A 21,856-nucleotide genomic window follows, 5' to 3' on the forward strand; every position below is an offset into this window, starting at 1 on the left:
TAGCATCACTTGGCCCGCTTGCGGCCGCGGAAGGACTGGGTCAGACGGTCCAGCAGCATGGCCATGATGACCACCGCGAGACCCGCCTCGAAGCCGTCACCCGGGCGCAGGCGCTGGATCGCCCGCCACACTTCGCTGCCCAGACCGTTGGCACCGATCATGGCGGCGATCACCACCATCGACAGCGACAGCATGATGGTCTGGTTGATACCGCCCATCAGCGTCGGCAGCGACAGCGGCAACTGCACCTTGACCAGCTTCTGGGTCCGTGTCGAACCGAAGGCGTCGGCGGCCTCGACCAGCTCCGTGGGCACCTGACGAATCCCCAGGGTGGTGAAGCGGATCGCCGGCGGCATCGCGAAGATGACCGTGGCGAAGATGCCGGAGACCGAACCGATACCGAAGAACGGAATTGCCGGAATCAGATAGACGAAGGCCGGCATCGTCTGCATGAAATCCAGCACCGGCATGATGACACGATAGAAGCGATCGGAGACCGCAGCCAGAATACCCAGCGGCAAGGCGATCACAACCGCCACCAGGGTGGCGATCACCACCAGGGTGAGCGTCTGGATCATCGGGTTCCACAGCCCCAGGTTCCAGATCAGCGCCAGACCCAGGGCCGCCCCGATGGCGAGCCGATGTCCGCTGAGCCGCCAGCACAGCAGCACGATCAGCCCCAGCAAGGCCCACTCCGGCAGCCACATCAGGCCGTCGTTGAGCAGATTGATGCCCGCCTGGGTGGTGCGCGAGATGGCCCGCGTCACCCCGGAGAACTCGGTGGTCAGAAAGTTCAGGCCGCTCTCGATCCAGCTACCGAGCGGGATTCTTGGAATCTCGAAGTCCATTTATGCCTCTCCCGCCGTCGCCAGTTGTTCGAGTACTGCGCCCTTGACCACTACACCGAGCAGCCGCTGCTCCTCATCGACCACGGCAATCGGACAGTGGCGCTTGGTAAACATGGAGTAGAGCCGGGAGAGCGATTCGTCCGGCCCGACGCTGGGATAGTCGTCATCGATCAGATCACGAATCGAGTCCGAGCCAGCCTTGGCCGCTTCATCGGCCTTCTCGGCATCGACGACGCCCAGCAGCTTGCGTTCGCGGTCGATCACATAGATCGAGTCGAGACTGCTCTCGACCATCTTGCGCAGCACGGTACGCGGACCGTCTTCGATGCGGGCAGTCGCCCGTACCGGGCGCATGGCCCGACGTGCCGTCACCACACGCGATCTGTCGACCCCCTGGGTGAAGCGCGCCACGTAGTCGTCGGCCGGAGAGGTGAGAATCTCCTCAGGCGTACCGATCTGCACTACCTCGCCATCGCGCAAGAGGATGATGCGGTCGCCGATATTGAGCGCCTCGTCGAGGTCATGGGTGATGAAGATGGTGGTCTTCTGCATGCGGTGCTGGAGCTCGATCAGCTCCTGCTGCATGTCACGCCGAATCAGCGGGTCCAGCGCTGAGAAGGCTTCGTCCATCAGCAGCACGCTGGAGTCGTTGGCCAACGCGCGGGCCAGGCCGACGCGCTGCTGCATGCCGCCGGAGAGCTGATTGGGGTAGGAGTCCTCCCAGCCTTCGAGCCCGACCTGCTTGAGCGCATCGGCCGCTTTCTTGGCCCGCTCTTCCTTGGGAATGCCGCGAATCTCGAGTCCATACTCGGCATTCATGCGCACGGTACGGTGGGGAAACAGCGCGAAGTTCTGGAACACCATCGAGAAGTGCTTGCGACGACACTGAAGCAGCGCCTTCTCGCTCAGTTGGGGGATGTTCTCCCCGTCGATGATGATATCGCCCTCGGTGGGCTCGATGAGACGGTTGAGACAGCGGATGAGGGTGGACTTGCCTGACCCCGAGAGCCCCATGATGACCAGGAGCTCGCCCTCATGGACGTCGAAATCGATATTGGAAAGGCCGAGTGTCTGCCCTGTTTGCTCCAGAATCTGGGACCGGTTGAGTCCCTGGTCACGTAGTTGGAGCGCTTTCTTGGTGTCGCTACCAAACACCTTGCTCAAGTTACGAACTTGAATCTTGGCTTGCTGTGCGTTTGTCATTTTGTGGCCTGGTTTGGCTGAGCAAAAAGGTCCCGCGCGAGTGTCACCAAAAGGCCGCCGAAGACACACTGTGTTGCTTTGGATACGCAGTGTTTCTGATGGCTTACACGCGCTCGGCCCGGTCGCATCATACGAAATTATGAAAAACCCTTCAAACGACGATGATTTGTAATTGGAAACTCATTCAAGGCGTCATTTCTGCTGGCGCACGATAGCGTGGCGCTCGGTCCCTCCTCGTTTGCGCTAGCCCGCCCAGGTTCCGTACGAAAGCCGCCTGCGCTCGCCGGCTTTTCGTCACAACCCTGGATGGCAACATCGCCGGCGTCGACGCATCGCATCTCGGCCGGCATCAATCCAGCGCCGCCTCCAGACGGTGGCGCTGCCATTCACTCTGCGGCGCATTAAGTTTCAGCGTCGCCTCGATCACACCCTCCTCCAGATTGGTGACGAGCGTGAATCCCAGCTGCTTGAGCAGCCGTCGCATGGGCTGGTTATCGGTCATCACGGTACCGACCATGACCAGGGTGCCCACCTGCCGGCTGTAGCGAATCATCTTCTCCATCAGTAGCCGCCCGAGTCCGATCCCGTGGAGGTCATCACGCACGATGATCGAGAATTCGGTACGGATGTTGTCGGGATCGTTCCACACTCGGACCACGCCGAGCATCTCTTCACGGCCTCTCTTTTCCGGCGCCATCGCCTGCCCCTCGTCAGCCTCCGCGAGTGGCAGACGGCGAACGGCAATGAATGCCATCTGGCGGTCGTAATTGATCTGGCTGAGCTGGGCCAGCTCGCGCATCGACAGCACCGCCTTGTGATGGAAATAGCGGTAGCGAATGCTCTGCTCCGAAAGCCGGGTATGGAACTGGGTGATCAAGGGCGCATCTTCACCGCGGATCGGCCGCACCTCGACCTCGCCACCCGCCAGCGTCACCGTCTCACGCAGCTCTTCGGGGTAAGGCATGATCGCCTGCACCGCGCGCTCGCCCAGATCGAGGGCGAAGTCGACCGCAGTGAGCCCGTCGCGATTGAGCAGCAAGGGGTTGAGTTCGAGTCCCTTGAGCCGTGGCAGATCCGACGCCATCTGCGACAGCTTGACCAGCAGTTGGGCGACCTGGGTGATCTCCGCCGCCGCATCCTCGCTGTGGGCGCGAATCAGCCGCCCGGCGCGGGTACGATCGATCAGCTCCTCGGCCAGGCGCATATTGAGCGGGGGTAACGCGATCTGGCGATCCGCCATCACGTCGATCTTGTAGCCGCCGCCGCCGAAGACGATCACCGGACCCAGCTCGGGGTCGCGGGTGATCCCGGCGCTCAGCTGCCAGGAGCCCTTGCCGCGCTGCATGGTCTGCAGGCAGTAGCTGTAGATGGGACTCTGCGGCAGCGTCTCGGCGATCCGCTCTCCCAGCCGCACCACCGCATCGACCACGCTGCCGGGCTGCTCCAGGTCCTGGGCCAGCGCGCTGGTCTGACGCGAGGCCTCCCGCCAGTAGCGAAACGGCTCGCAGTTGTCGCGATGCACCACCTTGACCGCCCATGGGCCCGGCAGCGTCTGGGTGGCGCGCTCTGCCTCCTCGAAATCCGCCACATAGCGACTGGGCGCACTCTCGATGCCGTAGGCGGCGAGCACCTGGGCGGTCTCTTCATGGGTCAGGCGGTCGCGCCCGCGGCTCAGCGACGCGTCGATCAGCGCATGGCAGCGTTGGCGGATCTCGGGGCTGGAGGCGAACGGCAGCGAGGGCGGCGTCTCGTGGAGCAGCGCCTGGACCCGGCGATAGCGCACCAGGTGCAGGAAGGCACGTACCGCTTTCTCCGGCGACAGGTAGCTGGGAATCCCGGCGCGATTGAAGGCCGCCCGGGCCGCCAGCGCCTCCTTGAGGCCCATCCAGCTCACCAGCAGCCGATGACGATAACGTTGCCGGGCCGCGATCAGCGCCTCGGCGGTGGCTTGCGCCGGTGCCAGCCGGGTCGGCGCATGGAGCACCAGCACCGCATCCACCTGGGGGTCACGGGTGACGATATCCAGCGCCGCCAGATAGTCCGCGGGGGTCGCCGAGCCGCCGAGATCGATCGGGTTGCGCCCCGGCCGGCTGACATCAAGCCCCGCCTCGAGCAATGCAGCCACCGTGGTCTCGCCGAACTCCGCCAGCTGGCCCCCGCCGTCGATCAGCTTGTCGATCGCCAGCAGCGCCGGCCCCACGCCGTTGGAGACGATCGCCAGCCGGTCACCGCGCGGCGGCTTGAGTCGGGAGAGCGTCTCCAGCGCGTCGAACAGCTCGTCGGAGTCCTCCACCCGCACCACGCCGGCCCGCGCCAGGGCGGCCTCGATCACCGCGTCGCGGCGTTCGATACCAGGCGTTTCCGGTAGCTGGTCCAGAGTGGCCTGGGGCGTACGCCCGCTCTTGATCGCCAGTACCAGACGGTTGCGCGAGGCGTCACGCAGGGCGGTCATGAAGTGGCGCGCATTGCGGATGCTCTCCAGGTGCAGCAGCAACGCCCGGCACTTGCTGGAGAGATTGAGATAGTCGATGACATCGGGCAGGCGTACATCGAGGCTGTCGCCGAGGGTGACCAGGTGCGAGAACCCCACTTCGCGCCCCGCCGCCCAGTCGATCATGGCATTGCCGAGCATGCCCGACTGCCCCAGGTAGGCGACGCTGCCGTCGGCGATCGGTTGCGCGGCATAGGTGGCATTGAGCCGCCAGGAGGGTACCGCCACTCCCAGGCACTCCGGCCCCAGCACACGCATGCCCGAACGTCGGGCCGCCTTTTGCAAGCGCGCACGCAAAGACGCCTCGCGTTCGAGCGAGGCGCCTCCGGATAGAATGAGTGCCGCACGCACCCCGATCGCACTCAAGTCGTCGATCACCTTGGGCAGGCTGCGTAGCGGCGAACAGATCACGGCCAGATCGGGCGGGCGTGGCAGATCGGCAATGCGGCGCAGGCACTCGACACCGTGTACGTCGTCGTAGCCACGCGGATTGACCGCCCAGAGCGGCTTGTCGAACTGCCCTTCCAGCAGGTTGCGCAATACCACTCCTCCCAGCGACTCGGGCTTGGGGGACGCTCCGATCACGACCAGTGACTGGGGCGCGAAAAATCGACGCAGGAATTGCGTGGCCACGGTGGACCTCACGGCTCGGGTTATGGTTATTTCAACCCTACACGCTCAGCGCTCCCGCGTTGAGCCCTGGTCTGGATTTAGCCATACCGCCCGAACCCATGGGGTCGGTACCCCAGCATGCCAGCGCCCCGGAGGGTCGAAACCGCCGATGATCACGTCGTACCTCACTCACCCCGACTTCGCTCGGCACGACATGGGCGGCTCGCACCCGGAAGCGCCCGTGCGCCTGGAGGTGATTCGCAAGCGCCTGATGCTCAGCGGCCTGCTGCAACAGACCATGCAGTCGGAGGCGCCGCCGGCGAAACCGCTCGCTCTGGCGCGCGTTCACGCCCCAGACTACCTGGAAACACTCGCGTGCCAGCGTCCCCAAAACGGCTTGCAGACGCTGGATAACGACACGCGCATGGGCCCGTGGACGCTCGAAGCGGCGGCGCTTGCCGCCGGTGCCGCGATCAAGGGTGTCGACCTGGTCTGCGGTAATCGCGCCGACAACGTCTTCTGCGCCGTGCGCCCCCCGGGCATCACGCCGAACGCGCGCTGGCGATGGGCTTCTGCTTCTACAACAACGTCGCCGTCGCCGCGGCGCACGCGCGTGCCGTGCATGGCCTGGAGCGTATCGCCATCCTCGATTTCGATGTCCACCAGGGCAACGGCACCCTGGACATCTTTCACGACGACCCGAGCGTGCTGATCTGCAGCAGCTATCAGGAGGCGTTCTATCCCTGGCGCTATCTCGAAGGCGACTGGCCCAACGTGGTCAACACCCCGCTGCCCGCCGGCACCGCCAGCCGTGACTTCCGCCTGGCAATCGAGCGTGACTGGCTGCCGGCACTGGAGCACCACCGCCCGCAGCTGGTGCTGCTCTCCAGCGGCTTCGATGCCCACCGCGACGACCCGCTGGGAGAACTGGCGCTGGAACACGGCGATTTCTACTGGATCACGCATCTGGCGATGGACATCGCGCGCCGCTACGCCGGGGGCAAGCTGGTGTCGGTACTCGAGGGCGGCTATCACCCCAAGGCGCTGCCGCTGAGTGTCGAGGCGCACCTCACCGCGCTGCTCGGCCAGCCCTACCCGGGTTAGCGCGTCTATCTCGATTGGCACGTTTGTCTCGATGAGGTCGCCTGGCTCGGCGAGACAGACAGGCAGCACGGCGACGCTCTCGTCACGCGCAACGTCGTCATGTGGCAGAGCCGGCCCAGGGCGCTGTGATATTCTGGGCCCAAACCGACCCAGACAGAGATTTTCATGGCCGCCAGCAACGATCAGGATGCCGCGCTGCGCATCGCCTCGGGCCGCAAGCCCTTCGTCGAGCCCCTGCGCCTGGGTGAACGGCTCAAGCAGATTCGCCTCTCCAACCAGTGGACCCTGGGCGACGTCAGCGCACGCACGGGGCTGGCGCGTTCGACCCTGTCCAAGATCGAGAACGACCAGATCTCGCCCACCTTCAGTGCGGTTCAGAAGCTGATCACCGGGCTGGGCATCGATCTACCGCAACTGCTGACCCCGGCGAAGTCGCGCTCCCACTCCCGCGGGCGGCGCGATCTCACTCCCAGCGGCGATGGCAAGCAGCACCCCACCCCCACCTACGAACATGAACTACTCTCTTGGCAACTGGCGCAGAAACGCATGGTGCCGTTCAAGACCATCGTGCGGGCACGCCGCTTCGACGAATTCCAGGAGTGGGTGCGCCACGCCGGCGAAGAGTTCCTGATGGTGCTGGAGGGCGAGATCCTGATCTACACCGAGTTCTACGAACCGCTCGCCATGGCCACCGGCGATTCGCTCTACTTCGACAGCGACATGGGGCATGCGCTGGTCTCCACCAGCGACACCGATGCCGTGGTGCTGTCGGTCTGCACGCCGGGTGAAGGTGACTAGTCAGGCGACGACCCTGGCCTGGACACGCCTTCTCGTCTTCGCATGCCACGTTCCAAGCTCTGTCTTCCCGACCCGAGGAGCCCCTACCGATGCAACATCTCGACGACGCCACGCGTACCGAACTCGAGGCGGCCGCTTTCCGCCGCCTGCTGCGCCATCTCGACGCCAACAAGGACGTGCAGAACATCGATCTGATGATCCTCGCCGACTTCTGCCGCAACTGCCTCTCCAAGTGGCTAGTGAACGCCGCCGAAGAGCGTGGCGAGACGCTCGACTATGAAGCCGCGCGCGAATACGTCTACGGCATGCCTTACTCAGAGTGGAAGGCCAACCATCAGGCGCCGGCCAGCGATGCGCAGCTGGCCGCGCTGGAAGCGCGCCAGCAGCGCAAGGCCAACGGCGGAGCGGACGCATGAGCGAGGCGCTGATTCCGCTGTCGATCGCGGTGCTGACCGTCTCTGACACCCGCGATGAGCAGAGCGACCGCTCCGGCCAGACCCTGGTCGAGCGGCTCGAAGGAGCCGGCCACCGGCTGGCCGAAAAGCGCATCGTGCCGGATGACGTCTATCGTATCCGCGCGGTCGTCGCCACCTGGATCGCCGACCCCGAGGTGCAGGTAATCCTGACCACCGGTGGCACCGGCTTCACCGGACGCGATTCGACCCCGGAGGCGATCGCACCGCTGCTCGACAAACATATCGAGGGCTTCGGCGAGCTGTTCCGCCAGGTCTCGTTCGAGGAGATCGGCAGCTCCACGGTGCAGAGCCGCTGCCTCGGCGGCCTGGCCAATCGCACCGTGATCTTTGCCCTGCCCGGCTCCACCGGCGCCTGTCGCACCGGATGGGACCGCATCCTCGGCGAGCAGCTCGACAGCCGCCACCGCCCGTGCAACTTCGCCAATCTGGTGATTCCGGAACGAGGCACCCACACGCATGGCTGAAACGACACCCCCGCTGGAGAGCGTAGAGCGCGCCCGGGAAGCCCTGCTCGACGGCGTGACCCCATTGGGCGCCGAGCGCATCGCCTGTGCCGAAGCGGCCGGCCGCGTGCTGGCGCGGGAGGTGGCCGCGGCGCTTGACGTGCCGCCTGCCGACAACAGCGCCATGGACGGCTACGCCCTGGCCAGCGGCGACTCCGGCGGCGCCCTGCCGATCTCGCAGCGCATCGCCGCCGGCCAGGCGCCGCAGCCGCTGGCACCTGGCACCTGCGCACGCCTGTTCACCGGCAGCGAGATACCGCCCGGCGCCGACTGCGTGGCGATCCAGGAAAACGTTACCCTCGAGGATGGGCTGGCACGCATACCCCCCACCCAGCCGGGCCAGAACGTGCGCCGCCGCGGGCTCGACGTCAGTGTGGGCAGCCGCTTGCTCAGTGCCGGCACCCGCCTGGGCGCCGCCGCCCTGGGTCTGCTTGCAGGCCAAGGGCTAGAGACTGTCGAGGTGGTGAGGCGCCCACGGGTGGCGCTGCTGCTGACCGGGGATGAGATCGTCGAACCGGGACAGCCGCTGGCGCCGGGGCAGATCTATAACAGCAACGGGGCGATGCTGGCGAGCCTGATCGCGCGCTTCGGCGGCGAGCTGGTGGCCCAGGTGCGGGTCGCCGACAGTTTCGATACCACCCGCGCCCGGCTCGCCGAGGCGGCGGCACTGGCCGATGTGATCGTCACTACCGGCGGGGTCAGTGTCGGCGAGGAGGATCACGTCAAACCGGCGCTGGAGCAGCTCGGTGAGCTAACGCTGTGGCGCCTGGCCATGCGCCCGGGCAAACCGCTGGCACTGGGGACCATCGGCGCCACGCGGGTGGTCGGCCTGCCGGGCAACCCGGTATCCAGCTATGTCGGCGCCTGGCTCTATCTGCGCCCGCTGCTGGGCGCGCTGATGGGATGCACGGATCAACTGGAGCTGCCCCGGGTCCCCGCCGAGGCGGATTTCAGCATTCGCACCGAGGGCCGCCGCCACTATCTGCGCGCCACCCTGGCATTCGAGGGCGAGCGCATCGTGGCGCGGGCCTATCCGGAACAGAGCTCCGCCGTGCTCACCTCCTGCGCGGCCACCAACGCCTTCGCGGTGATTCCGCCGCACAGCGACATCTCTCCCGGCGATCGGGTCGAATGCCTCTGGCTCGAAGCCTGACCCAGGCGCAGAAACAGAAGCCGCTCCAAGACCGCCGGCGAGCCGCTGGGCTCGCCGGCGCTGGCCAATGGCCCCTACTCACTCAGCGGTGACAGCGCCCGGCTCGACGATCAACGATCAGCCGGCAAAACGCGCCCGCATATCCGGCCACAATCGCGCGAATGCCGACTCGAGCCGTGGATACTCGTCATCCAGCCAAGGCGTCAGTTCGGCCAGCCGATTGGGGCCGCGGAGCCGGCTGCCGATACCGGCAATCGCGCGGCAGGTGAAGGCGAAATCGGCATAGCGCGCCAGCCAGTCACCCTCGATCATCGCTGGTACCAGGCGGCCCAATCGATCCGGCGCTGGGGTGCTGCCGAGCACGCGATAACAGCGGATGACCAGCTGACGATCGGGATGGCAGGCGGCGAGGAAGTGATCCCACACCAGATCCAGCGCAATACCCACGAAGCGCCGCTGTGCGGCCGGGGCGCTGGCACGCAGCGCAACCACCTCGGGGTGGCAGTCGATGGCGGCATCCACCTGGCGATGGTGACGGATACCTGCCGCCACCGCTGCCGGCCACGCCGCCAGCTGCTGCCCCTTGACGCCATCGGCGATCAGATTGCCCAGCAGGAAATCGTCACTGCCGTGGCGAGCGAGCTCGGCATGGGCGAGAAAGTTCATCGCTTTACGCTCATGTACGATCGCTCATGCGGGGTCACAGGCAGTTGGTCGGCTTGGGCAACCCGGCCAGACGTGCGCCGACCTTGGCCGGGCTCTCCGGGAAAAGCCGCATCAGATAGATCGAGCTGCCCTTCTCCTCGCCCAGTGCCTGGCGCACCGCCTTGACCAGCGGGCGCATCGCCGGCGCCGCCTCGTAGCGCTGGTAGAAGTCGCGCAGCACCGTCAGCACCTCCCAGTGCGCGGCGCTCAACGCGCGCCCCTCCTCACTCGCCAGTGCCTCCGCCACCGCCGGCGTCCAGTCGGCAAGCGAAACCAGATACCCTTCGGGGTCGAGAGCGATCTCGCGCCCCTCGACCGTTATCGTGCGTGCCATCGTCGTCATCAGAACCAGCTCAAGCTATGGGGGAAGGTCGCCGTCAACGCGACGAAGCCTGCCATATCGACCAGCGCCACATCGTCACTCAGACGCCCCAGAAGGCCGCGTGATTCAGCGTCTTCCGAGAGCACCGAGACGCGCCCGCCGAAAGCCGCCAGGCTGGCTGCGGCAGCGGGCAGTGCGGCGTAGCAGGCATCTTCGATCAGCAGCAGGTGGTCGTCAGCACCGAACGCCTCGCTCAAGTCCCAGTAGAGACCGTCGAACTGGGGCGAGCGGTTGAGCAGGTGCAGCATCATCGAAATCTCCTCGCTCAGAAGAGCAGCGTGCGTGGCTGCGCGTGGATCAAACGGTCGAGCGCATCGGCCTCGAGCAGCTGCACCGGCAGCATGAGATCCGCCGGCGTGAGCCCGCGGGCGCGCAGAGCGCTCGCGCTGACCCAGAGCCGCTCGATATCGTACATCTCCAGCATGGCCAGCTGCGCATGGGTGCCCTTCTGGCCCAGCGGCCCGGCACGCTGACCCTCGACCAGCGCAAAGACACCGTCACCCTGGAACAGCAGCCCCACTGACTGGCCGAAGGCCGCCGCCACCAGCGCGACATCGACGCCCTCGCGCAGCCAGCTGCTGCCGTGGGGCGGATGGCGCAGGATCACCAGCAGATCGAGCGGCGTTATCGGGGTGGCGGCGGCCAGCGCCGCCTCATCGTCTTGCATGGCACGTACTCTGACACTCAATCTCGGACACTCAATCTGTGACAGTCACTCGTCGGTCGGCGCTCAGGGGGCAAAGGTGATCACGCGGTCGTTGGCCTGCATCGCATCGACCAGCTGCCCCAGCCCGGTCAATACGAAGGGTGGCTCGAGGTTATGCGCCTCGCGACCGTGGCGCTGGCCCTCCTCGGCGTTCATCAGGCCACGACGCAGGCCCGCCGCAATGCACACTAGCAGCTCAGTGCCATGTTCCTGGGCCAGCGCGCGCCAGCCCTCGGCCAGGTGCACCTCGTCCTGCGGCGGCGCCATCAGCGTCGAGGCGTTGTGCACGCCATCGCGGTAGAAGAACACGCTCGACACCCGGTGACCCTGTGCCACCGCCGCCTGGGCGAAACGCAGCGCCGAGAGCGCACCCTGTTCGCTGTAGGGCGCGGCGTGTACCAGCAGCGCATAGCTCAACACGTCGTAGGGCCTATCGATCAGGAGAAAAGCCGCATCTTACCAAAGCCGCCCCCACCACCAAACCTCAACCCCAAACGCAGAAAACCCCACCGAAGTGGGGTTTTCATTCAGCGATTGTACCGGTCATTGCCCGGCGTGCGGATCAATCGTCGGACATCACACCCAGAATCGACAGCAGGCTGATGAACAGATTGTAGATCGACACGTAGAGCGTGATGGTGGCGAGAATGTAGTTGGTCTCGCCCGCGCGATGAATGATCTCACTGGTCTGGAACAGGATCGCCGCCGACGAGAACAGCACGAAGCCCGCCGACACCGCCAGCGCCAGACCCGGGATGTTGAAGATCAGCGCCGCGACCATCGCCAGCACCAGCACGATGGCACCCGCCACCATGAAGTTGCCCAGGAAGCTGAAGTCCTTGCGCGTGATCAACGCCACCGCCGACAGCCCCAGGAAAGTGGCCGCGGTCATGCCCAGCGCGGTCATCACCAGCTGCGCGCCATTGGGGATGGAGAGGTAGAGATCGATGATCGGCCCCAGCGTGAAGCCCATGAACCCGGTGAACGCAAAGGTCGCCAGAATGCCGGCAGACGAGTTGGCGGTCTTGTGCACCAGGAACATCAGGCCATAGGCACCGATGAAGAAGATGAAGATGTTGATCTGTGTGACGCCCAGCGCCATCGCGACGCCCGCGGTCACGGCAGAGAACATCAGGGTCATGGCCAGCAGCATGTAGGTGTTGCGTAACACCTTGTTGGTGCTGGCCACGCTCGATCGACGCTCGGTGACGTCGTGCGATGTGCGGTAGTCCATACGTATCCCCTCGGTTATGTCGATTACACCCATGGACCAGAATGCCCTTGCAAAGTTCCCCTGACAAGCGTAAACGGCACCGCCGGAAGTGAAATAACCCTTTGAAAGCTAAAGAACCTGTTGACGACCGAGGGAGAGCTGGTACTATCTCCCGCCGTAAGCCGGAGGGATGGCAGAGCGGTTGAATGCACCGGTCTTGAAAACCGGCAAGGGTTAACGCCCTTCCAGGGTTCGAATCCCTGTCCCTCCGCCACTTACACTTATCTTTCAACGGTTTACGCCACATTCCCAGGCGCAACCATCCACCTAACCATCCAAAGCAAAAGCCTTTCTGGATGGCGGTTATTTCCTTTCTACCGATGCAATCCTCGCTGCAACGATGCTCAATGCTACTACAATAGCATCGTCACCAGCGCGTCCAGCTCCACGCCTTTGACGAGCAAGGTGCCAGTAATCGCGTCAAGGTCGTCACCCCAAGGCGTCGGCGCGGGAGACATGTCGGTCGATGTCTTACTTGCCCTGTCTGGTGCGTGCGGCGGTATTGGCAGCGAATTCTTTTCTCTAGAGTCGAGCACCAGCCTAGCTGGCCCTTGAAAGACTGCTCCTCAGACTGAGGTGGAAAAATTGCTCCATCTCACTTTCCTCTTCTTCAGGCCGCATTACCCACAGCTCCTTGCGGCGCTTGATGGCGTAGGTGCGTTGCGACGAACTACGCATCGGCAACCAGCGCAAAATTTCGCCCAACGTCCGAGTCAAATCTCCCCAATTGGTTGCTGTATACGCCTGTTTTGATGCCAGAGTCAGTGGCATTCATCAGGTAGTTGCTGACCACATCGTTATCATCGAAAATCACGGTTAGCTGTTTGGTCTCACCAGAGGTGGACGTGCCGAATAGCGCGGCGAACGGGGTGAAGCTGACGGCATCGGCAGAGGCGCGTGAGTGCATATACATCCATGCTCTTGTCCCTTGGCATCGAACATGTTGCTCGTCGGCGCCCCAAGCATCTGTATCACGTCAGCCTCGGTAGTTTCGCCGATCTCAATCTTCTTCCCGATCGTATGCTCGTCTTCACCGGTAAGTCGCTCGTTACCCACCGACGCGCAGCCGGCCAGCAGTGCCATAACGGTCACCGCGATTGCTACTGCGCTTCTCATCTCGAATCCTCAAGTTGCTTGGCTGCTCACCAGTGGCAGGCTTCACGCAATGGTTTTACCGCATCTTCCAAACCAGAGATGGGGAATTTCATCGTGATCGGCGACTGATTGAATGGGGTGACTCTGACAACCATAGAATCGTGGCCAAACATGCTCTTGATGAACGGTATCGATGAGCCGCCGTACCACAGTCCCAGAGACTCATTATCGGTCGATACGTCCATAGACTTAGTGACTGCCGCTTCATCATCGATGCGATACCGCACACGGCCATAGCCTTGTATATCAGCCATGAAGTTTCCGGCAAAAGTGAAATAAGCCTTGGTGGTGTTCTCGGTGCACCACAGAGCCAGCGTCGCGCTGTCACGGCCTCCAAAGCGCTTTGCTATCGAGTCTGACGAGTACAGCACGACAGAAACGGTCTTGCTGTCATCGAACTCCGACGTGCTTTCGTTCACGCTCCACTGACTTACTGTCGTCTGCGTAGTAGCTGGCCGGTTCTCCATGTCGTAGCAGCGAAGCCGCTGGTCATCATCGGAGATATCAACGCAGTCAGAAGCCGCCTGAGCTTGAGCGCCCCACGCGGCAGCCATGGCAAAGATCGCCGCCATTGCTATTTTATATTTCATTCTTGTCCCCCTGTGTGTCTGCCATCTACCTATATCGCCATTTGCAGCCAAAAATAAAGCCGCACGAGGCGGCTTCAGAGAGCTCCTACATCGATTTTTCAATTTGGCCATCGGGATCGAGCAGATAGCAGTGCTTCCTCCCTCGAGTAGATTAGATCCGCCCGATCATGGTGGCGAACGGCCCACCGTCTCTGAATATCCGCCAGACTATCCGACCGTAGTGGGTGGTGCCTGATCCGCTGAGGCCTGATAACAGAGCAAAGATGCCAAGAATTACCAGCGCCGATGCCGCCAAGACGTACCGCATCAAGGACCAGCACGTGAGGCGCGGCAAAAGACCAATGTGCTATTGGCATCGTAAAATCCCAGTGTAATGCTCTAATAGCGCCCAGAAGAAGCGCTATAAAACCTACACGCAGGGAAGCAACATGAAACCGCTAATGATCACCGTGCTGATCAGCATGGTCGTGGCCGCCACGGCTTTGGCCGCAGAAAACCGTGCCGAGCCCCAGCCATCCCAAGTATTCATTCAAGAGATCGCCTTTGAAGGCGAGTGCCCGGCCGTCGCCCCGGAGTTCTCCACACTCACCGCGGACGATGGACAACTGCTGGCCCAAGGCTGCTGCAAAGTCTGTCGTAAGGGCAAGGCCTGTGGCAACAGCTGCATCAGCAGGAACTACACCTGCCATCGACCACCGGGCTGTGCCTGCGACGGATGACTTTCCCCTACCCCAGTTGCGCTTCGATCACGCTCTTGTCGACCACCGATTGAACACTGACGATCTTGCCATCGCGGAAGGTGTAGAAAACGTTCTCGGCGAAGTGAACCCGGCGGCCATTGACCCCCAGGCCGAGGAAGGTGCCCCGTGGCGTGCAGTCGAACGCCAACCGGGCAGCGATGCGCGGTGGTTCGACCACCAGCAGCTCGATGATGAAATGCAGATCCGGGATGGCCGCGAAATCCTGCTCCAGCATTTCACGATAGCCGGCGAGCCCCAACTGACGGCCGTTATGAGTCACGGCTTCGTGGACGAATCGCCCCAGCGTGTCCCAGGTCTGACGGTTCAGGCAGTCGATATAGCCGTGGTAGAGATCGGCAAGGTCGTCTCGGTGCATCGTAGGGCTCCGTGGTGCCACAGCTGCGTAGCGAGGCGTGAGTCAGTAGCCCACGCAGTCTGGCATGGCCCTGCCGCGACGGCGAGTCGCTTTACGAACAAGCACTTGAAGCATGAATTCTGGTAACAAAACGCGTCAGGAGTGCTACGCTTCCGGGCAGTCCCCGGTGAAGCCTCCATGTGTCGTCTGCTACTTCTCATTCTGATCTGCTGTCTGCTGGCCGGCTGTGTCTCGGCGGTGCCGCGCCTGAGTGCGACGAATTTCCTCAGAGACAGCCGTACCTGTGAGCGCCAGACGCATCAGATCGCCGGCGAGCCGGAGTATCAGGCGTGCATGGGCCGGCTGGGCTGGCCGGACCCGCAGAGTCAGAGCGCACGGATTCAGAACGACGCCAGCAGCGCCAATCGCGACCAGGACTTGCTCAACGAGGCGGTCAACGGGTTACAGTTTGGGTTGCAGTGGGATCTCGATCCCGACTAGCGCCATGAGGTGTGCCCTAACCGAGCATGACGCCAAACGGTCACAGGCGGGCGTTAGGCTGATTTGGGGCAGACACGCCTGACGCGGGCATTACCGCCCCATACCGCGACGTTACACTCCGTGCCATCGCACTCTATACAGTGGCATCGAGTGAGCTACGCTCAACGTTCATCTCTTGCGCGAGGATTCCAGCATGGCAGAGCCTTTCATCGAAGTGCGAAAGACCCTCAAGCCGGGCAGCCACAATCAGGTCTGCTACGAAGTCTTCGACGGCGATACCGGCGGTAGCCTCGGCTATTTCGACGAGGAGTCACAGGCCCAGCACCGCGCGGCGCGCATGAACGGCATGATCGAGCGCGAGACGGGCAAACAGCTGAGCCGCCCGTCGTTGGATGCCGAGGTCGAGTAGGCCGCCGCCAGTCCTTGGTTCTTTCAACCAGCGCTTCTTTCAGCCAGCAGTTCTTTCAGTAAGTACTCGTTTCAGTAAGCACTTTTCGCCATAAGCGCTTTCCACTCGAACCCGGGCCATCTCCTGCCCGGGTCTTTGTCCGCCGGTCCTTCCGAGATAGCTCGGTTTTAGAGAGGCTCTGGTTTTCGAGGGGCTCTGCTTTTCGAGAGACTTTGGTTCTCAAGCGAGCAGGGCTTGCCGACACGGCCTTGCTGTCAGTGATAGAGCCTGAGACCGACCCGCGTCACCCGGTTGCCTTCCATCTCGCTGACCACCCAGTGGAAGCCGTGCCAGTCGACGTCGTCGCCCACTACCGGATGGCCACCGACACGTAGCGCCACGAACTCGCCCAGCGTCATCTCCTGCTCTCCCGGGCTGAGGGTGAGACCGTAGGCGTTGGCCACGTCCTGCATCAGCGCTTCGCCGTCGAGCGAGAAGGTGCCGAAGAAGGCGCGCTCGCGCTTGAGCTTGGCTTCACCGTTGAACAGCCGGTTGAGCGACGGCAGATCGCCGGTGCGCCCGATCAGGCAGATCACGTCTTCCAGGCGCAGCCGGGTGCTGCCCTTGGGGTGGAGCATGGCGTGCTGGCGAAAGATGGCCGAGATCAAGGTGCCCGAGGGTAGCCGCAACAGGCGAATGGGCACGTCGTCGAGCGACTCGTTCTCGACCTTGTAGACGAACATTTCGTAGTCGTTCTCGGGCAGTACGCCGAGCTGGCCGCGGCGGTCAGGCGTGGTGCTCTCGGGTAGTGCCACGCGCATCCAGTGGGCGAATCGCGCCAGGGTCGACCCCTGCAGCAGCAGCGAGATCAGGACCACGAAGAAGGCCACGTTGAAATAGAGCGCCGAGTTTTCGACCCCACTGATCACCGGGAAGATCGCCAGCACGATGGGCACCGCGCCGCGCAGCCCGACCCAGGAGATGAAACACAGCTCGCGCCAGCGGAAGTTGAAAAACGGCAGCAGCGAAGCGAGCACCGCCAGCGGCCGCGCCACCAGGATCAAAGCCACCCCCAGGATCACGCTGGGCACGGCGTAGTCGATCATCTCGGACGGGGTGACCAACATGCCCAGCACCAGGAACAGCCCGATCTGACTCAGCCATGCCAGGCCGTCGTGGACCGGCAAAATATGCGTCAGGTGACGCCCGGGCTGATTGCCGATCATCAGCCCGGTGAGATAGATCGCAAGGAAGCCACTGCCGCCGATGGCGCTGGTAGCGCCGAAAATGCAGAACCCCAGCGCCAGAGCGAGCAGCGAGTAGAGCCCCGGCGCCAGATCGAGCCAGCGCAGCATCTTGGCCGAGATCCAGCCACCGCCGAGACCGATCGCCAGCCCCACCCCGAACTGCAGCACAAAGCGCATCAGGGTGTCGCTCAGCCCGCCTACGCCACCGGTGAGCATTTCCGCCAGCGTGATGGTAAGAAAGATCGCCATCGGGTCGTTGGTACCCGACTCGATCTCCAGGGTGGCACCGACACGCTCGTTGAGATTGACGCCCTGCCCCTTGAGCATCGAGAAGACCGCCGCAGCGTCGGTGGAGCCGACGATCGCCCCCACGAGCAGCCCCTCGATAAGACTGAGATCGAGCAGCCACATCGCCAGCAGGCCGACGATACCGCTGGTGAGAAAGACACCGATGGTGGCCAGCGACAGCGCCGGCTTGAGCCCCACGCGGAAGGTCTGGAAGCGGGTGCGCAGGCCGCCGTCCAGCAGGATCATGGCGAGCGCCAGGTGGCCGATCAAGAAGGCTTGCGAGTAGTCATCGAACTGCAGGCCGAGCACGCCCTCCTCGCCCGCGAGCATGCCCAGCCCGAGGAAGAGTACCAGCAGCGGCACGCCGATCCGTGAGGAGACACGGCTGGCGAGGATGCTCAGCGCGATCAGCGCGCCGCAAACGAGAAACAAGCTATTGATCGAGTCCACGAGACTATCGTCGATATCCGTCAAGAAAAATTCAGTATGCCATGCCGCCACCCGATTGCGCCGGGAGTAACGCCGATTTTTTTATCTTTTTCATATGCCTAGAGCCAATGGGGAAACTCCTTCAGGGATAGGCTCAGAGGCCCCAGCACGCCGAGGGTCAGGATGACCGCGCGCATGCCATCTCGATAGGCATCGAGCGACGGCAAGTGCTCGGCGCCGTAAGCCTCGACGAAGGCCTCACGCTGCGCCGCGTTCTCGAGCATCAGCTCGAGCAGGCACAGATCGAACTCCAGCGGTGCCCATACCAGCGCCTCCCAATCGGCCCAGTAGCCATCCAGTCCGCCGAGCAGGAACTGGTCGGGACGCAGGTCGGGCAGGCTCCAGACCGCACGGCTCGGCCGCGGCAAGTCCAGACTGGCTAGCTCTAAGGGATCGAGCGCACCGCGGCTGGCGACGAAGGCTCGCGCCGCCCGCGGCCAAGCGTCGAGCGCATAAACGCCGCTCGCCGGATGCCCCCACCCTGGCAGCGCGTCATGGTGGAGTCGCCGCAATTGCCGCCCCAACTGGCCCGCGAAGGCGGCATCCATCCGCGCTGCCGGCGCCTGACGCCAGGGCAGGCTCCATAGCGGCGCACCCTGTAGCCGTCCCAGCCAGGTCAACGGCAGCGGTGCCAGCGGCAGATGCTGCGGCAGCGAGCCTGCCAGCGCCGGCAGCTCATGGGCATGGCGCCAGCGATCGACACCGAACAGCTCACGCATGCCGTGCCAGAACGGATCGCCTTCGGCATCGGTACGGGCCAGCTTGTAGAGCTTGGGCGAGAGCTCTTCACTGCGCCACAGCCAGTTGGCGCTGTCGGCGAAGCGCAGCGGCAGCGGCGTCAGCGCCACCCCGGCATAAAGCGAGACCCGGCGCGTGAGTTCGGCGTCGGCCATGGGCAGAACATCTGACAAGATCGCGACTCCTCTCGAGTTCGGTGCATCAGGGGCGAAGGTGGGCAGCGGCTTCCGGGCGGCGTACAATCGGCGCTCACTGGATAGGGGTGCCCGCCGGACGGGCTGAGAGTGCAGCGCACAACCCTGGAACCTGAACCGGTTAGCACCGGCGGAGGAAAGGCCAGCCTGCCCGCGCATGATGCCCCCGCCGTTGCAGCCCCGTCATGGGAGTGGTCATGTCACCACCCGGGCTGGACATTCGCCGCGCCTCGCTCACCTTCGGCGCCCGGCCATTGTTCCACGATCTCGCCGTCGAATTCGACGCCGGCAGCTGGACCTGCCTGCTCGGGCGCAGCGGCTGCGGCAAGAGTTCGCTGTTACGCATGATCGCCGGCCTCGCCCTGCCCGACCGCCATCACATCGAGTGCACGACCAGCGACGGCCAGCCGCTGCGGGGGCGCTTGGCGTGGATGTCGCAGCAGGATCTGCTGGTGCCTTGGCTGCGGGTCATCGGCAACGTGATGCTGGGCACCAAATGGCGCGGCCGGCGAGCGGGGCCGACAGCCCCGGAGGCGCGTGAGCGCGCACTGGCGCTGCTGGCCCGCGTGGGCCTGGCGGACAAGGCCGATGCCTGGCCGGCGGCACTCTCCGGCGGTCAGCGCCAGCGTGTGGCACTGGCGCGCACGCTGTACGAGGATGCCGGGGTGGTCCTGATGGATGAGCCCTTCTCCGCGGTCGACGCGATTACCCGACTCGAGCTCCACGATCTGGCCAGCGAACTGCTTGCCACCCGCACCGTGATCATGGTCACCCATGACCCGCTGGAGGCGCTGCGGCTCGCCGACCGCCTGCTGGTGCTGCAGGGCGAGCCGGCCCAGGCGGTACCGCTGGCGGCGCCGATAGGCCAGCGGCCGCGGGCGCTGGATGATCCGCAGTTGCTGACGCATCAAGCCGAGCTGGTGGCGCTACTGCAGGAGCCAGCGCATGCCTGAATCGACTTCGATCCAGAGAATACGGCCCGGTCTGGCGCGTCAACTCCACGCCTCTGCGCGGGCGCTACTGGCGCTGGCGCTACTGCTCGCCGCCTGGCAGGCGGTCGTCAGCCTCACCGGCGTGCCACGCTACATTTTGCCGTCGCCGCTGGCGGTGGTGCGGGCGCTGCTCGATCAGCGCGCGCTGCTGGCCCATCACGCCCTGGTCACCGCGACCGAGATCTTGGGCGGCTTCATTGGTGGCGTGCTGCTGGGGTTGGCCACGGCACTACTACTGGCACGCTTTCGGCCGCTGCGGCGCACCCTGCTGCCATTGCTGCTGATCAGCCAGGCGATACCGCTTTTCGCGCTGGCGCCGATCCTGATGCTGTGGCTCGGCTATGGGCTGTGGCCCAAGATCCTGATGGCCATGCTGATCATCTATTTCCCGATCGCCTCCACCGGCTACGACGGCCTGCGCCAGACCCCGCAGGGGTGGCTCGACCTGGCCACCACCTTCGGTCTGTCACGCCGTCAGACGCTGCTGCGGGTCCAGCTGCCGGCGGCGCTGCCATCCCTCGCCTCGGGGCTGCGCATGGCCGCCAGCGCGGCACCGATCGGCGCGGTGATCGGTGAGTGGGTCGGCGCCAGCCAGGGCCTGGGCTATCTGATGCTCAACGCCAATGCGCGCCTGCAGATCGACGTGATGTTCGCCGCCCTGGTGGTGCTGGTGGCGTTCGCGCTGGCGCTCTATTTCGGCGTCGACGCGGCGATCCGTGCGGCGATGCCCTGGCACCGCGATCGCCTGGAGGCCAACGTATGAAACCCGCCCCGAAACCATGCGATCACACATCGACAATAACCCCAACCAGAGGGAACCTGCGTATGCCCACGCTATCTCGAACCATCCCCGCCACACGCGAACCGCGCCGCCCGGCGCTGCTCGGCCTGATCCTGATGATGCTGGCTACGCTGCTGCCACTTCACGCCCAGGCCGATGACGACGCGTTGGTGCCCCCCAAGATGATTCCGCTGAGCGTGATGCTCGACTGGTACCCCAACCCGGTGCATGCGCCGATCCTGGTGGCCAAGCAGCTTGGGCTGTTCGCCAAGCGCGGACTGGATGTGGACATCCAGTCGCCGGCGGACCCCAGCGTGCCGCCCAAGCTGGTCGCCGCCGGGCGCATCGACCTGGCACTCAGCTACCAGCCGCAGCTGCACCTGCAGGTCGACCAGGGGTTGCCGGTGGTGCGCATCGGCACGCTGATCGCGACCCCGCTGAACGCCCTGCTGGTGCGCGCCGACAGCGGTATCGACGATCTCTCCCAGCTTGCCGGCAAGAAGATCGGCTACTCGGTAGGCGGGGTCGAGGAAGTGCTGCTGGCGGCGATGCTCGAGCACCACGGGCTGACTCTGGACGACGTCGAGATGGTCAACGTCAACTTCTCGCTGACACCGGCGCTGATCAGCCAGAAGGTCGACGCGGTCACCGGAGCCTTCCGCAACTTCGAGCTGGCACAGATGAAGCAGGAAGGCGTCGAGGGCAAACCGTTCTATATCGAGGAGGAAGGCGTTCCCACTTACGACGAGCTGATCTTCGTCGCCAACCGCGACACCCTGAATCAGCATCGCGACGCCTATCGCCGCTTCATGGACGCGATCGGCGAAGCCACCGCCTGGATCATCAATCATCCGGATGAGGGCTGGCAGCGCTTCATCGCCTACGACCCGTCGCTGGACACCCCGCTCAACAAAGCGGCCTGGAACGCCACCCTGCCGCGCTTTGCACTGCGCCCGGCGGCGCTGGACGTCAAGCGCTACCGCGACTTCGAAGCCTTCCTGCTCGAGCGCGGCCAGATCAAGAGCCAGAGCCCGATCTCGCGCTTAGCGGTCGATCTCAACGCGCCCTGATGCAAGGTCGGCCGAGGCGAGCGGCGCCGGCCAAGATGAACGGAATCGGCTAAAGTGGGGAGCATGATCTCCCC

At 64.3% G+C, this 21,856-nt stretch carries 24 protein-coding genes, 1 tRNA gene and 1 pseudogene; 12 read left to right on the plus strand and 14 right to left on the minus strand.

Annotation, left to right across the window (positions count from 1 at the left end; all coding sequences use genetic code 11):
* Window positions 1–5: 5 nt before the first annotated feature.
* From QO259_RS08620 to QO259_RS08630, 3 genes are all read right to left on the minus strand, one after another.
* A complete protein-coding gene (locus QO259_RS08620; RefSeq protein ID WP_207035590.1) occupies window positions 6–848 on the minus strand; it encodes an ABC transporter permease in 843 nt (280 codons plus the stop codon).
* Window positions 849–2,051 (minus strand): quaternary amine ABC transporter ATP-binding protein, encoded by a 1,203-nt coding sequence (locus tag QO259_RS08625; protein ID WP_207035592.1) that lies wholly within the window; start codon window positions 2,049–2,051, stop codon window positions 849–851. It abuts the gene before it with no gap.
* Between the two features lie 349 nt (window positions 2,052–2,400).
* Entirely contained in the window at window positions 2,401–5,175 is a 2,775-nt protein-coding gene (locus QO259_RS08630) for a bifunctional acetate--CoA ligase family protein/GNAT family N-acetyltransferase (protein WP_285952507.1), read from the minus strand.
* A gap of 148 nt (window positions 5,176–5,323) precedes the next feature.
* On the opposite strand from QO259_RS08630, the pseudogene QO259_RS08635 reads away from it, so the two are divergent.
* From QO259_RS08635 to QO259_RS08655, 5 genes and pseudogenes are all read left to right on the plus strand, one after another.
* Window positions 5,324–6,258: pseudogene (locus QO259_RS08635) on the plus strand (histone deacetylase family protein).
* Window positions 6,259–6,423: 165 nt separating this feature from the next.
* The gene (locus QO259_RS08640; RefSeq protein WP_106420174.1) at window positions 6,424–7,056 is read left to right on the plus strand and encodes a helix-turn-helix domain-containing protein; all 633 of its coding nucleotides are present in this window, start codon (window positions 6,424–6,426) and stop codon (window positions 7,054–7,056) included.
* 89 nt (window positions 7,057–7,145) lie between these two features.
* Complete coding sequence (locus QO259_RS08645; RefSeq protein ID WP_285952508.1) at window positions 7,146–7,472, plus strand: DUF1244 domain-containing protein; 327 nt, start codon at window positions 7,146–7,148, stop codon at window positions 7,470–7,472.
* Entirely contained in the window at window positions 7,469–7,996 is a 528-nt protein-coding gene (moaB, locus tag QO259_RS08650) for a molybdenum cofactor biosynthesis protein B (RefSeq protein WP_285952509.1), read from the plus strand. The genes QO259_RS08645 and moaB overlap by 4 nt, the downstream gene beginning before the upstream one ends.
* Complete coding sequence (locus QO259_RS08655) at window positions 7,989–9,188, plus strand: molybdopterin molybdotransferase MoeA (protein WP_285952510.1); 1,200 nt, start codon at window positions 7,989–7,991, stop codon at window positions 9,186–9,188. The genes moaB and QO259_RS08655 overlap by 8 nt, the downstream gene beginning before the upstream one ends.
* A 117-nt stretch (window positions 9,189–9,305) precedes the next feature.
* On the opposite strand, the gene QO259_RS08660 is transcribed toward QO259_RS08655, so the two are convergent.
* The 6 genes from QO259_RS08660 to QO259_RS08685 form a co-directional block, all read right to left on the minus strand.
* A complete protein-coding gene (locus QO259_RS08660; RefSeq protein WP_285952511.1) occupies window positions 9,306–9,854 on the minus strand; it encodes an acyl carrier protein phosphodiesterase in 549 nt (182 codons plus the stop codon).
* A 34-nt stretch (window positions 9,855–9,888) separates the two neighbouring features.
* Window positions 9,889–10,227, minus strand: coding sequence for a TusE/DsrC/DsvC family sulfur relay protein (locus QO259_RS08665; RefSeq protein WP_502949138.1), 339 nt, complete (start codon window positions 10,225–10,227; stop codon window positions 9,889–9,891).
* Between the two features lie 8 nt (window positions 10,228–10,235).
* Entirely contained in the window at window positions 10,236–10,526 is a 291-nt protein-coding gene (gene tusB / locus QO259_RS08670) for a sulfurtransferase complex subunit TusB (protein WP_035473330.1), read from the minus strand.
* Between the two features lie 14 nt (window positions 10,527–10,540).
* Complete coding sequence (gene tusC / locus QO259_RS08675) at window positions 10,541–10,942, minus strand: sulfurtransferase complex subunit TusC (RefSeq protein ID WP_285952512.1); 402 nt, start codon at window positions 10,940–10,942, stop codon at window positions 10,541–10,543.
* A gap of 63 nt (window positions 10,943–11,005) precedes the next feature.
* Window positions 11,006–11,401, minus strand: coding sequence for a sulfurtransferase complex subunit TusD (tusD, locus tag QO259_RS08680; RefSeq protein WP_353057322.1), 396 nt, complete (start codon window positions 11,399–11,401; stop codon window positions 11,006–11,008).
* A gap of 142 nt (window positions 11,402–11,543) precedes the next feature.
* Window positions 11,544–12,215: a Bax inhibitor-1/YccA family protein gene (locus tag QO259_RS08685; RefSeq protein ID WP_207035610.1), complete on the minus strand. Its 672-nt coding sequence runs from the start codon at window positions 12,213–12,215 to the stop codon at window positions 11,544–11,546.
* A gap of 163 nt (window positions 12,216–12,378) precedes the next feature.
* On the opposite strand from QO259_RS08685, the gene QO259_RS08690 reads away from it, so the two are divergent.
* A tRNA-Ser gene (locus tag QO259_RS08690) sits at window positions 12,379–12,468 on the plus strand.
* A gap of 456 nt (window positions 12,469–12,924) precedes the next feature.
* Here the strand turns inward: QO259_RS08690 and QO259_RS08695 are convergent.
* Together QO259_RS08695 and QO259_RS08700 are read right to left on the minus strand one after the other, a co-directional pair.
* On the minus strand, window positions 12,925–13,161 hold the full coding sequence (locus tag QO259_RS08695) for a hypothetical protein (RefSeq protein WP_285952513.1): 237 nt from the start codon (window positions 13,159–13,161) through the stop codon (window positions 12,925–12,927).
* Window positions 13,162–13,396: 235 nt separating this feature from the next.
* Window positions 13,397–13,999, minus strand: coding sequence for a type VI secretion system-associated protein TagO (locus QO259_RS08700; RefSeq protein WP_285952514.1), 603 nt, complete (start codon window positions 13,997–13,999; stop codon window positions 13,397–13,399).
* 428 nt (window positions 14,000–14,427) lie between these two features.
* Between QO259_RS08700 and QO259_RS08705 the strand changes: the two genes are divergently transcribed.
* Window positions 14,428–14,718, plus strand: coding sequence for a hypothetical protein (locus QO259_RS08705; protein WP_285952515.1), 291 nt, complete (start codon window positions 14,428–14,430; stop codon window positions 14,716–14,718).
* 7 nt (window positions 14,719–14,725) lie between these two features.
* On the opposite strand, the gene QO259_RS08710 is transcribed toward QO259_RS08705, so the two are convergent.
* Window positions 14,726–15,115, minus strand: a complete 390-nt coding sequence (locus tag QO259_RS08710; RefSeq protein ID WP_285952516.1) for an ester cyclase — start codon at window positions 15,113–15,115, stop codon at window positions 14,726–14,728.
* A 177-nt stretch (window positions 15,116–15,292) separates the two neighbouring features.
* Here QO259_RS08710 and QO259_RS08715 point away from each other — a divergent pair, with 177 nt between their 5' ends.
* Both QO259_RS08715 and QO259_RS08720 read left to right on the plus strand, forming a co-directional pair.
* Entirely contained in the window at window positions 15,293–15,595 is a 303-nt protein-coding gene (locus QO259_RS08715) for a hypothetical protein (protein ID WP_285952517.1), read from the plus strand.
* Between the two features lie 193 nt (window positions 15,596–15,788).
* Window positions 15,789–16,004 carry a hypothetical protein gene (locus QO259_RS08720; RefSeq protein ID WP_035473317.1) on the plus strand — a complete coding sequence of 72 codons (216 nt, stop codon included), beginning with the start codon at window positions 15,789–15,791 and terminating at the stop codon, window positions 16,002–16,004.
* A gap of 254 nt (window positions 16,005–16,258) precedes the next feature.
* On the opposite strand, the gene QO259_RS08725 is transcribed toward QO259_RS08720, so the two are convergent.
* Window positions 16,259–17,968 (minus strand): potassium/proton antiporter, encoded by a 1,710-nt coding sequence (locus tag QO259_RS08725; protein WP_035473314.1) that lies wholly within the window; start codon window positions 17,966–17,968, stop codon window positions 16,259–16,261.
* 98 nt (window positions 17,969–18,066) lie between these two features.
* On the minus strand, window positions 18,067–18,918 hold the full coding sequence (locus QO259_RS08730) for a phosphotransferase family protein (RefSeq protein WP_285952518.1): 852 nt from the start codon (window positions 18,916–18,918) through the stop codon (window positions 18,067–18,069).
* Window positions 18,919–19,136: 218 nt separating this feature from the next.
* Here QO259_RS08730 and QO259_RS08735 point away from each other — a divergent pair, with 218 nt between their 5' ends.
* From QO259_RS08735 to QO259_RS08745, 3 genes are all read left to right on the plus strand, one after another.
* Window positions 19,137–19,892, plus strand: a complete 756-nt coding sequence (locus tag QO259_RS08735) for an ABC transporter ATP-binding protein (RefSeq protein ID WP_285952519.1) — start codon at window positions 19,137–19,139, stop codon at window positions 19,890–19,892.
* The gene (locus QO259_RS08740) at window positions 19,885–20,694 is read left to right on the plus strand and encodes an ABC transporter permease (RefSeq protein ID WP_285952520.1); all 810 of its coding nucleotides are present in this window, start codon (window positions 19,885–19,887) and stop codon (window positions 20,692–20,694) included. The genes QO259_RS08735 and QO259_RS08740 overlap by 8 nt, the downstream gene beginning before the upstream one ends.
* Before the next feature lie 62 nt (window positions 20,695–20,756).
* The gene (locus QO259_RS08745; protein ID WP_285952521.1) at window positions 20,757–21,782 is read left to right on the plus strand and encodes an ABC transporter substrate-binding protein; all 1,026 of its coding nucleotides are present in this window, start codon (window positions 20,757–20,759) and stop codon (window positions 21,780–21,782) included.
* The last annotated feature ends 74 nt before the right edge of the window (window positions 21,783–21,856 follow it).

The sequence above is a fragment of the Salinicola sp. JS01 genome, from assembly GCF_030284585.1.
Lineage (GTDB): Bacteria > Pseudomonadota > Gammaproteobacteria > Pseudomonadales > Halomonadaceae > Salinicola.

What these genes read in the sequence shown, in the direction of transcription:
- QO259_RS08720 (WP_035473317.1), top strand. Translation starts at nt 15,789, where the DNA reads ATGGCAGAGCCTTTCATCGAAGTGCGAAAGACCCTCAAGCCGGGCAGC.
- QO259_RS08665 (WP_502949138.1), bottom strand. Translation starts at nt 10,227, where the DNA reads ATGGCACGCACGATAACGGTCGAGGGGCGCGAGATCGCTCTCGACCCC.
- QO259_RS08705 (WP_285952515.1), top strand. Translation starts at nt 14,428, where the DNA reads ATGAAACCGCTAATGATCACCGTGCTGATCAGCATGGTCGTGGCCGCC.
- QO259_RS08700 (WP_285952514.1), bottom strand. Translation starts at nt 13,999, where the DNA reads ATGAAATATAAAATAGCAATGGCGGCGATCTTTGCCATGGCTGCCGCG.
- QO259_RS08640 (WP_106420174.1), top strand. Translation starts at nt 6,424, where the DNA reads ATGGCCGCCAGCAACGATCAGGATGCCGCGCTGCGCATCGCCTCGGGC.
- QO259_RS08710 (WP_285952516.1), bottom strand. Translation starts at nt 15,115, where the DNA reads ATGCACCGAGACGACCTTGCCGATCTCTACCACGGCTATATCGACTGC.
- moaB (WP_285952509.1), top strand. Translation starts at nt 7,469, where the DNA reads ATGAGCGAGGCGCTGATTCCGCTGTCGATCGCGGTGCTGACCGTCTCT.
- QO259_RS08715 (WP_285952517.1), top strand. Translation starts at nt 15,293, where the DNA reads ATGTGTCGTCTGCTACTTCTCATTCTGATCTGCTGTCTGCTGGCCGGC.
- QO259_RS08620 (WP_207035590.1), bottom strand. Translation starts at nt 848, where the DNA reads ATGGACTTCGAGATTCCAAGAATCCCGCTCGGTAGCTGGATCGAGAGC.
- QO259_RS08695 (WP_285952513.1), bottom strand. Translation starts at nt 13,161, where the DNA reads ATGCACTCACGCGCCTCTGCCGATGCCGTCAGCTTCACCCCGTTCGCC.
- QO259_RS08745 (WP_285952521.1), top strand. Translation starts at nt 20,757, where the DNA reads ATGCCCACGCTATCTCGAACCATCCCCGCCACACGCGAACCGCGCCGC.
- QO259_RS08655 (WP_285952510.1), top strand. Translation starts at nt 7,989, where the DNA reads ATGGCTGAAACGACACCCCCGCTGGAGAGCGTAGAGCGCGCCCGGGAA.
- QO259_RS08685 (WP_207035610.1), bottom strand. Translation starts at nt 12,215, where the DNA reads ATGGACTACCGCACATCGCACGACGTCACCGAGCGTCGATCGAGCGTG.
- QO259_RS08735 (WP_285952519.1), top strand. Translation starts at nt 19,137, where the DNA reads ATGTCACCACCCGGGCTGGACATTCGCCGCGCCTCGCTCACCTTCGGC.
- tusB (WP_035473330.1), bottom strand. Translation starts at nt 10,526, where the DNA reads ATGATGCTGCACCTGCTCAACCGCTCGCCCCAGTTCGACGGTCTCTAC.
- QO259_RS08625 (WP_207035592.1), bottom strand. Translation starts at nt 2,051, where the DNA reads ATGACAAACGCACAGCAAGCCAAGATTCAAGTTCGTAACTTGAGCAAG.
- tusC (WP_285952512.1), bottom strand. Translation starts at nt 10,942, where the DNA reads ATGCAAGACGATGAGGCGGCGCTGGCCGCCGCCACCCCGATAACGCCG.
- QO259_RS08740 (WP_285952520.1), top strand. Translation starts at nt 19,885, where the DNA reads ATGCCTGAATCGACTTCGATCCAGAGAATACGGCCCGGTCTGGCGCGT.
- QO259_RS08645 (WP_285952508.1), top strand. Translation starts at nt 7,146, where the DNA reads ATGCAACATCTCGACGACGCCACGCGTACCGAACTCGAGGCGGCCGCT.
- QO259_RS08660 (WP_285952511.1), bottom strand. Translation starts at nt 9,854, where the DNA reads ATGAACTTTCTCGCCCATGCCGAGCTCGCTCGCCACGGCAGTGACGAT.